Genomic DNA, 344 nt, shown 5'->3' with positions numbered 1-344 from the left:
GGTCGGGCGCAAGCGCCACGCGCTGACCGATACGGATGGCCGCCTGCTGGTCGCGGCCGTCTCCCCAGCCGACCTGCACGACAGCCACGGCGGCGTCGCGTTGCTGCGCGCCTCACGCGGCCTGTGGCCGTTCCTGGCGCACTGCTTCGCTGACCGCTCCTACCGCGGGGATCGTGTCGGTTCAGCCACCGCCATCACGGTGGAGATCGTCGAGCCCGAGGAGGGACAAACGGGCTTTGCCGTCCAGCCACGCCGCTGGGTGATCGAACGGACGTTCGGGTGGATCAGTCGCTGCCGTCGGCTGGCCCGCGATCATCAAGCAACCACGTCCTCCGCTCTCGCCT

General features: G+C 70.1%; 1 protein-coding gene. It reads left to right on the top strand.

Features of this window, described 5'->3' with window-relative positions:
* The coding region (locus DT057_RS35295; protein WP_162501640.1) for a transposase at positions 1–344 on the top strand (344 nt) is incomplete at both ends.

It is taken from the genome of Methylobacterium crusticola (assembly GCF_003574465.1).
Taxonomy (GTDB): Bacteria; Pseudomonadota; Alphaproteobacteria; order Rhizobiales; family Beijerinckiaceae; genus Methylobacterium; species Methylobacterium crusticola.
The sequence above is the reverse complement of the archived record's forward strand: the minus strand, read 5'-3'. Positions and strand labels throughout refer to the sequence as shown.